Genomic DNA, 7,619 nt, shown 5'->3' with positions numbered 1-7,619 from the left:
ATAATGCCTTGCAATCAGGCGCTTCTGATACTGGTTCACGCTCTATTGATATTGCTTCGGCTTTCATCGGGACACCTCCTCATCTCTTTTACTCATGATAGGATGGTGGAATAGTGGTATATTTACAAATGCTATTTTTTACATCATCTATACTTTTAGGATATGTTTAATGGATATTCATAAGCTTCAAGCATTCGTTGCTGTGGTTGAAGAAAGTAATATTTCAAAAGCTGCTGTTCGTCTGCATATGCAACAACCACCATTAACTCGTTTAATCAAAAGTTTAGAAGAAGAACTCGAAACCGCTTTATTAAAACGTTTACCTCGTGGTGTAGAAGTTACAGAAGCAGGGAAGGTCTTATATCAAGAAGCGATTACAATTTTGGCACATGCCCAGTCGATTCCAAAACGCGTCAGAAATATTGCACAGGGTTTAGAAGGTCAGATCAATATTGGCTTTACCAATTCAGCAGGATTACATCCATTTTTACCCGCGTTGTTACGCCAGTTTCGTGAAGAGTTTCCTGCTGTGGCCATTCATTTAGAAGAAGACAGCAGTAGTGCATTAACAGATGCGGTGATTAATGAAAAATTAGATATAGTATTTCTACGCAAGCCAGCGCCCATTCATAAAGATGTGCAAAGTCTTCATGTCTTGGATGAACCGCTGATCGTGGCTTTACCAAGCAATCATCCATTGGTAGAAAAAAACGGTGCGATTCGCTTACTTGATTTGGAACCATATGAATTTGTACTTTACCGCCGTTTAGCAGGGCAAGACTTATTCGATAATATTTTGGCAAATTGCTATCAGGCAGGTTTTAGTCCGAATATCATCCAAGAAGCCCCACGTTTAACTTCAAGTCTCAACTTGATCGCAGCAGGGATCGGACTCTCAATCGTACCGGCTTCGATTCAAGACTTTTGGAATAAGCAGATCATCTATCGACCTTTAGAAGCGAAAAAACCGTGTATTGCACCGATTTATGCAATTTATCGAAGGAGAGCCAACAACATTCGTATCGAACATTTTTTACATTTACTCAAAGCGAGCCAAGTATTAGAAAATGTGTCTACTACTAATGCGTAAAGTGATAGAAGTTTAAAATTGGTCCAACCAAATGCTGTTGTGATTTATCCAAAGTGACTTTGATTTCTCTAAAATTAAAATCACCATCATCAATATATTTGGCTACGCCGTGCGTTTTATAGCTCAAGTTAGGCACTTGATAACTAAAGAAAGCAACTTGTTTAGATGGATGTACGATATTGATTAATTTATGTCGATCTTGATAGCCACCATATTCGTATTCCAGACTTTGTTTGAGCAAATTCGGAAAATAAAGCGTGGCATAAGGCATACCGCAACCCACACAAACTGAAGAATCATAAAGTTCAATCGCTTGTTTTGGGTTTGGACCCATCAGTAAGGCTGAGCCAGTTCCATTGGCTCCTGCACTTGCCTGAACATCTTGCCAATCTTTAGGAACGAGAATGACACCAAGCTTAGGTAAAGCAACCAGTTTGAGTTGTGATGCATGTTCAGCTTTCAACTTAAAATTAAAATGACAGCTTTTTGCGCTACATGATTTAAAATCTTTTAATAAGCCATCGTCCACAGGATGAAGTACAGTTACACCATAAAAAGGAACTCGAACACCAGTGGCGAAGGAAGCTTCACCGAGAGGATAAATTTGGTTTTCAGTTTTACGTTCTTTTGCACTGTTGGAAAATTGAGGAAAAGTTGCTTTAAAGATCGTTATTTCAGCATGAATGCTTGATGAGAATAGACCCATTAAAATCGTAGAAAATAAAACTGTTCTTTTCATTTTTAGAATTTGGTCAAATCAACATAGTTTGAATCTTCTATCTTCTGCAATAATATGATTTAACACAAGGGTGCCGTAGCCATTTAAACGCTTTACCATACTTTATAAAAATACGAGTGATAAAAAATGAATCCGATGAAAAATATACTTTCTGTTTGCTGTTTTGTGGCGCTAAGTTCTCCTGCTTTTACGCAGGAAATCAAAGGAATTTCATTTTCGCATCAGGATTGGGAAATATATTGTACCAATACAGGAACATGCCGAGCAGCAGGCTATTCGGATGAATATAGTCATGAGTCTATTGAGCCAGCATCACTCTTACTGACACGTAAGGCTGGAGCAAAGCAAGCCGTCAGTGCTGAATTTGCGTTAGGTAATTTGGAGCAAGAATCTCTATCTCCAGCTAAACTTAAAAATTTACGTTTTTATGTGAATGGAAAAGATTTAGGGCAAGTGACTGTTGATGGTACGGACTTCCCAATCATGGGAAAACTCACTGCCGCTCAGGTCAATGCCTTACTGCAGCAAGCCAAACAAAAGACTGATATTGTATTTAAAAACACCAATGTCCAATGGCGTATCTCTGATGCAGGCATGACTGCTGCATTGTTGAAAATGGATGATTTTCAAAAGCGAGTCGGTACGGTTGGGGCACTAATTAAACAAGGCAAAGCTGATGAATCAAAAGTGTTATCTGCTCAACCCAAACTCACTGTGAAACAAGTAAAAACCTCAGATCAGCCATATTTAACTTTAGAACCAACACATAAACGTTATGCCGCCATTCACCAAATCTTGATGGCTGCTCAACCATCACCCAAAGAAGATGATTTCTGTAATGGACTTTATGATTACGATTCTGATGGATCGAAACCCCAAGCAATTCAATTTTACAAACTCACAAATCATAAAGTTTTGGCGATGACCATCTGTTGGCGTGGAGCGTATAACGAAGGATATGGTGCTTGGGTGTTAGATGAATCACTCACGGGTAAAGCAACTTTTGTGACGGAACATGCCTCGGATTTTTATGAAGGTGTAATTCAGAGTGCTCAAAAAGGTCGTGGTATCGGGGATTGTTGGTCAAGTGATGAGTGGGTATGGGATGGTCAGAAATTTGTACACACCAAAGATATGTGGACAGGCATGTGTAAAGGGCTTGCTGCGGGCGGTGTATGGGAGCTTGATAAAATCGAAGCCGTTGTAAAATAAAGCGTTACATCAATAAAATAGCCTAAGGAAATATCATGCTGAATAATAAAATTCATTTAAGTGGGCTGATTTTAACGGTTTCACTCAGTTGTTTTAGTTCTTCAATTTTGGCTGTGCCATTGCAGATATTAGACTTTAAAAAAGGACAACTCAGTCAGGTTGAGCAGCAGCAAATTTGTGAACAACTTAAAGATCTCTGCCAACAGCAAGCGCAATGGCGCAGTTTAAAAACAGTAGATCAAAATCTATGGTTATTGTCAGGAAGTGATATTGCGCAATTTCATCTATCAACAACTGGACTGAAATTATCTCATCAGTGGCATATGCAATTAGCGCCCTCTGAGGAAACAGCACGGACTACCCAATATGTTTTTCCTAAACTATTTCCTATGGATCAAAACCGTTATGCCGTTGCCGTGATTGATACCGTTTCAGAAATGTATTCAGGTGGTGGTGCAGGGATTGAGCGTGCTAATTTTTATGAGTTAAAGGATTCAGGGCAGACACATCGCTTTATTGAAAATTATCCTTTTAGTTTTAATCGCATGATTCGGGCGTGTTTCTCTGAGCGAGATTATGACACTTCTAAAGGGAAATGCCACGATGAGGATAGTTTGAGTCTAGATATTCGTCCGCTTAAGCCGATGTTGTGGCAATTCCGTTATCGTTACAGTTTAGAAGTATCACCAGCATCAGATTCAGGTGAAAAACCATTTAAGGGGAGTCGCAATCTCAATATTGATCTAAACAAAGTACCACAGCAGCCAAATATTCCTGCACATTGGGATTATCAGGGACAAGGTTAAGTTCGAGTTTTACATTTTGCCTAAGTTTTAAAGGTTTGGGCTTACGCAATTTACAGCGTCATAACAGATGATTTGTATAGTGCGTGATACAAAGAAACTGATTGCTTTTTGGAACTGTGCTTATGTCTCCTGTTTATTTTTCATTTCGCCGTAAATTTTCTCATTTGAGTCGTTCTGTGATCATGGCTGCGGCTGTGTTGGGGACAATGCAAATAGCTATAGCAGGGCCAACAGTTGATCAACTGAGTGATTGTTTGGTGAAAGCCACGACAGCAGCAGATAAAACCACGGTGTTGCAATGGACATTTACGGCTTTAGCAGCGCATCCTGATTTAAAGGGTTTTAGTAATGTTACGTCTGAACAGAAGAATCAGTTAGATCAGAAGTTAGCACAGGTTTTACAGCGTGTGATTGTGGAGCAGTGTTCGACTCAGACTAAAGCAGTGATTCAGGCTGAGGGGATTCAAGCGGTTGGCGAAGCTTTTCAACAGTTAGGTCAAAGTGCGGGTGAGGATATTGTCAAAGACCCAGCGGTCAGACAGCAGTTGCAGGGGGCGTTGCGTTATATTGATTTAAATAAGTTAGTCACGACTTTTTTAACACCTGATATTTGGAATAAGTTGGGTGTGTTAAGAGGGGAGTAATCAATTCACTTTTCTTCATCCACGAAAATGATTTGCTAAAAAACAATCTATACGTATAATTGATTGAGTAATACGTATAGGGGGAGGCTATGCAAGCAAAACTGACGTTGTCTATTGATAAAAATGTGATTGAACGAGCAAAGCACTATGCACAGCAACATCAGCAAAGTGTTTCGAGTTTGGTTGAGGCTTATTTAGATCGTATTTCAGCTCAAGCAAATAAAGATAATGAACTCAGAAGCCCGATTACTGAACATTTGACAGGAATGTTCGCTGCACAGGACAATGGGCAGGATTATAAAGAATTACTCGCAGATGCACGTTTGGAAAAGCATCTATGAGTGAGCGTATTTTTGTTGATTCTGATGTGATTTTAGATGTTGCTTTAGCGCGTCAGCCTTTTGTTGAAGCAAGTCAACAGGTTTTAGCTCTATGTGAAAGTGGGATTTTTACAGGCTGTATTTCATCAAATAGTGTTGCCAATATTTATTATATTTTGCGTAAACTGGGTGGGGATGAGAAAGCGCGTTTTTTTATCCGACAACTTTTAAAATTTTTACTCATTATTCCTGTTGATCATGTTGGAATTACAAAAGCTTTAGATTCTAAATTTACTGATTTTGAAGATGCTATCCAACATTTTGCTGCTTTAAGTTTTGGCTGTACGATGATTGTCACTCGAAATATTCAGGATTACAAATTTGCTGAGTTAAAAGTGGTTTTACCGAGAATTTTCATTGATTGAGTACAATTAACCGCCAATCCTATTATAGGCTAACTCTATAAATGGTTTGCTATCTATCAGTTCATTGAGATTGGTTATTGTAAACTCGACATCGCCAATGCCATGATGCCCTATATTGGAAACATCACGATAATTTGGAGTATTTACAGGAATATCCTCAGGTTTTAATTTTAAATAAATTTTTAAATTTCGTAAGCGAACTTCCACAGTTAAAATATTTTGTGTGCTTTTATAGGCTATATAGTATTTTTTAGGAATTTCCTCAATCGAGTCATCAAAACCCATAATCATGTCTTGTAATGCTTCCATGAGCTCAATAACTTCTTTAGATTTATTTTGTAGATGGCTCTCTATGGTGTATTGTCCGATATTTCGTGTAATAGCAGCCTTTTTTCCCGCTGCAACCATGACAGGGTTTTTCGCTGTTTGATTGAGAGTTACTGGCGTATTTGATGTTGTGTTATGAAAAACTTCCTCAAGATACAAACTTTGGTTTGAAAAAAGTTGATAACGCCATAATTCAATATTTGCTCCCATAACTTGTACTGCATGTAGATCGTATTTTTTATAATTTGGTGCAATACAAATGACCCGAATATCTGACCAGTCAATTTCTATATTGTTTCCTAGTACTTTTTGAGCTGCTATTTCAAAATCACCTTTATGATCTTGAATCCAATGAAGATAAAATAGGCTTTGTGTTATGAGTTCTGAGGACTCTACTTTTTTATATTCAATAATGACAGGATTATTATCTTCAGATAGAGCTAGAGTATCAATTCGACCAGCATGAATTGCACCCGTTGAAAATTCACTTGCGATAAAACGGCAGTTAAAAACAGTGATTAGGTTGTTTTCAATTAAAGTTTGCAAATCTTTTTCTAAAGGGAAGTTGGTTTTTTGCACAGTGTGTAATTGTAAATTATTATTTATATCGAAAATTGGCATGACGATAAAACCTTATTTAAAAAATAAAACCCCGTATCAATACGAGGTTTTATAACATGAAATCAATAAATTGGCTAATAAGTTAACCAATCAATTTCTTCATTAATTCATTTACTTGTGTGGGGGAATCTTACAAACTTAATCTTTGGCTTTCCATGAGTATTTTACAGGGTTACTAGCCCCTTTTTTTCTGAACTTTTCAGGAATTCTTTTGCCTAAATATTTGGTCTGAAATTCTGGAGGTGCATTTTTCCCAATAAACCCATATCTTTTTGAGCGTATTTCGTGATTATAGACATCCTCACCTAACAGCATAAAGTTCGGGAAGTTTTCTTGTGTGGCTTCTAACCATTGTTCAGCCACAAATACGCCTTTGATCACACCTTGTACCGTCGCTAAAATTATTTTTGCTTTATTGGCTTCTGAAGGGGTGAGTTTCCATGCAAATCTAACTGCATCATATACGCCACGTTCTAAAGCAGTTCTATTGATTGAAATCAATAGAGCATCATCTGTAATTTCTACGGTTTCAGCTTGATATGCTGTAACAATTTCATGAATATTAGCTACTCCATATTCATTGCTACCTTTGCCACTCATAATATTTGTTAGACCTGAATAAGCATCAATTAATGAAGCCTCAACAACTTCAGCCATATTTTTGCTTTCTAAAGCATGGCGATGAATAATATGGATAACATCTAAACCCGATAATTGAATATCTCTGATCTGTTTCATTTTTAAGCTAAGAAGATCTTCTTCTGTTTCTTTATCAGTTAGCAGCCCATTTACATGATCAAATATTCGATTGTTAACTCCACGACCTATGTAAAAGGTCAAACCATCTCTTGGATCGACTAATCGATAAACATACCATTTAAGATTTTCACAGACTTCTGGACTAAACTTTTCTATTTTCATATTATTAACACTAAAAACCCCACATAAAGTGAGGTTTTATAACATGAAATCAATAAATTGGCTAATAAGTTAACCAATCAATTTCTTCATTAATTCATTGACTTGAGCAGGATTGGCTTTACCTTTTGCAGCTTTCATGACTTGACCAACAAGACCATTAAAGGCTTTTTCCTTACCAGACTTGTACTCTTCAACCATTTTTTCATTGGCTGCAAGTACATCTTTGATAATCGCTTCAATTGCGCCTGTATCGGTTTCTTGCTTTAAGCCTTTCTCAGCAATAATCTCATCCGCAGATTTTCCTTCTGCTTCCCACATAAAGCCAAACACTTGCTTCGCAATTTTGCCGTTAATGGTATTGTCAACAATACGTGCAATCATACCACCCAACTGCTCAGCAGAAACAGGAGAGTCCGCCAATTCTAGGCCCGCTTTGTTTAAAGCGCCTGAGAATTCACCCATCACCCAGTTTGCAGAGACTTTACCTTGCTTCGCACCGCCAGCAGCAGCTACA

Annotated in this window: 9 protein-coding genes and 1 pseudogene; 6 read left to right on the top strand and 4 right to left on the bottom strand. The window is 37.8% G+C overall.

The window, feature by feature from the left end; translation table 11 throughout:
- Positions 1 to 169: 169 nt before the first annotated feature.
- Positions 170 to 1,090 (top strand): LysR substrate-binding domain-containing protein, encoded by a 921-nt coding sequence (locus B4F08_RS11530; RefSeq protein ID WP_004908673.1) that lies wholly within the window; start codon positions 170 to 172, stop codon positions 1,088 to 1,090.
- On the opposite strand, the gene B4F08_RS11525 is transcribed toward B4F08_RS11530, so the two are convergent.
- On the bottom strand, positions 1,080 to 1,829 hold the full coding sequence (locus B4F08_RS11525; protein WP_080548561.1) for a DUF4850 domain-containing protein: 750 nt from the start codon (positions 1,827 to 1,829) through the stop codon (positions 1,080 to 1,082). The genes B4F08_RS11530 and B4F08_RS11525 overlap by 11 nt on opposite strands.
- 126 nt (positions 1,830 to 1,955) lie before the next feature.
- Between B4F08_RS11525 and B4F08_RS11520 the strand changes: the two genes are divergently transcribed.
- The 5 genes from B4F08_RS11520 (at position 1,956) to B4F08_RS11500 (ending at position 5,236) form a co-directional block, all read left to right on the top strand.
- The gene (locus tag B4F08_RS11520) at positions 1,956 to 3,041 is read left to right on the top strand and encodes a DUF1176 domain-containing protein (RefSeq protein WP_004908668.1); all 1,086 of its coding nucleotides are present in this window, start codon (positions 1,956 to 1,958) and stop codon (positions 3,039 to 3,041) included.
- 35 nt (positions 3,042 to 3,076) lie between these two features.
- The gene (locus tag B4F08_RS11515) at positions 3,077 to 3,847 is read left to right on the top strand and encodes a hypothetical protein (RefSeq protein WP_291374429.1); all 771 of its coding nucleotides are present in this window, start codon (positions 3,077 to 3,079) and stop codon (positions 3,845 to 3,847) included.
- Positions 3,848 to 3,969: 122 nt separating this feature from the next.
- Positions 3,970 to 4,491: a hypothetical protein gene (locus B4F08_RS11510; protein WP_004908662.1), complete on the top strand. Its 522-nt coding sequence runs from the start codon at positions 3,970 to 3,972 to the stop codon at positions 4,489 to 4,491.
- An 89-nt stretch (positions 4,492 to 4,580) separates the two neighbouring features.
- Positions 4,581 to 4,832, top strand: a complete 252-nt coding sequence (locus B4F08_RS11505) for a DUF6364 family protein (RefSeq protein ID WP_004678222.1) — start codon at positions 4,581 to 4,583, stop codon at positions 4,830 to 4,832.
- Positions 4,829 to 5,236 (top strand): PIN domain-containing protein, encoded by a 408-nt coding sequence (locus B4F08_RS11500; RefSeq protein WP_004908659.1) that lies wholly within the window; start codon positions 4,829 to 4,831, stop codon positions 5,234 to 5,236. The genes B4F08_RS11505 and B4F08_RS11500 overlap by 4 nt, the downstream gene beginning before the upstream one ends.
- Before the next feature lie 6 nt (positions 5,237 to 5,242).
- Here the strand turns inward: B4F08_RS11500 and B4F08_RS11495 are convergent, their stop codons facing one another.
- The 3 genes and pseudogenes from B4F08_RS11495 to gatB form a co-directional block, all read right to left on the bottom strand.
- Positions 5,243 to 6,184: a DUF5655 domain-containing protein gene (locus B4F08_RS11495; RefSeq protein ID WP_004908657.1), complete on the bottom strand. Its 942-nt coding sequence runs from the start codon at positions 6,182 to 6,184 to the stop codon at positions 5,243 to 5,245.
- A 138-nt stretch (positions 6,185 to 6,322) separates the two neighbouring features.
- The gene (locus tag B4F08_RS11490; RefSeq protein WP_004678216.1) at positions 6,323 to 7,105 is read right to left on the bottom strand and encodes an LEM-3-like GIY-YIG domain-containing protein; all 783 of its coding nucleotides are present in this window, start codon (positions 7,103 to 7,105) and stop codon (positions 6,323 to 6,325) included.
- A gap of 69 nt (positions 7,106 to 7,174) precedes the next feature.
- A pseudogene (gatB, locus tag B4F08_RS11485) lies at positions 7,175 to 7,619 on the bottom strand (Asp-tRNA(Asn)/Glu-tRNA(Gln) amidotransferase GatCAB subunit B); the annotation flags it as partial.

This window comes from Acinetobacter sp. UBA6720, from assembly GCF_002454215.1.
Classification (GTDB): domain Bacteria; phylum Pseudomonadota; class Gammaproteobacteria; order Pseudomonadales; family Moraxellaceae; genus Acinetobacter.
This window is presented reverse-complemented; position numbering and strand designations above follow the sequence as displayed.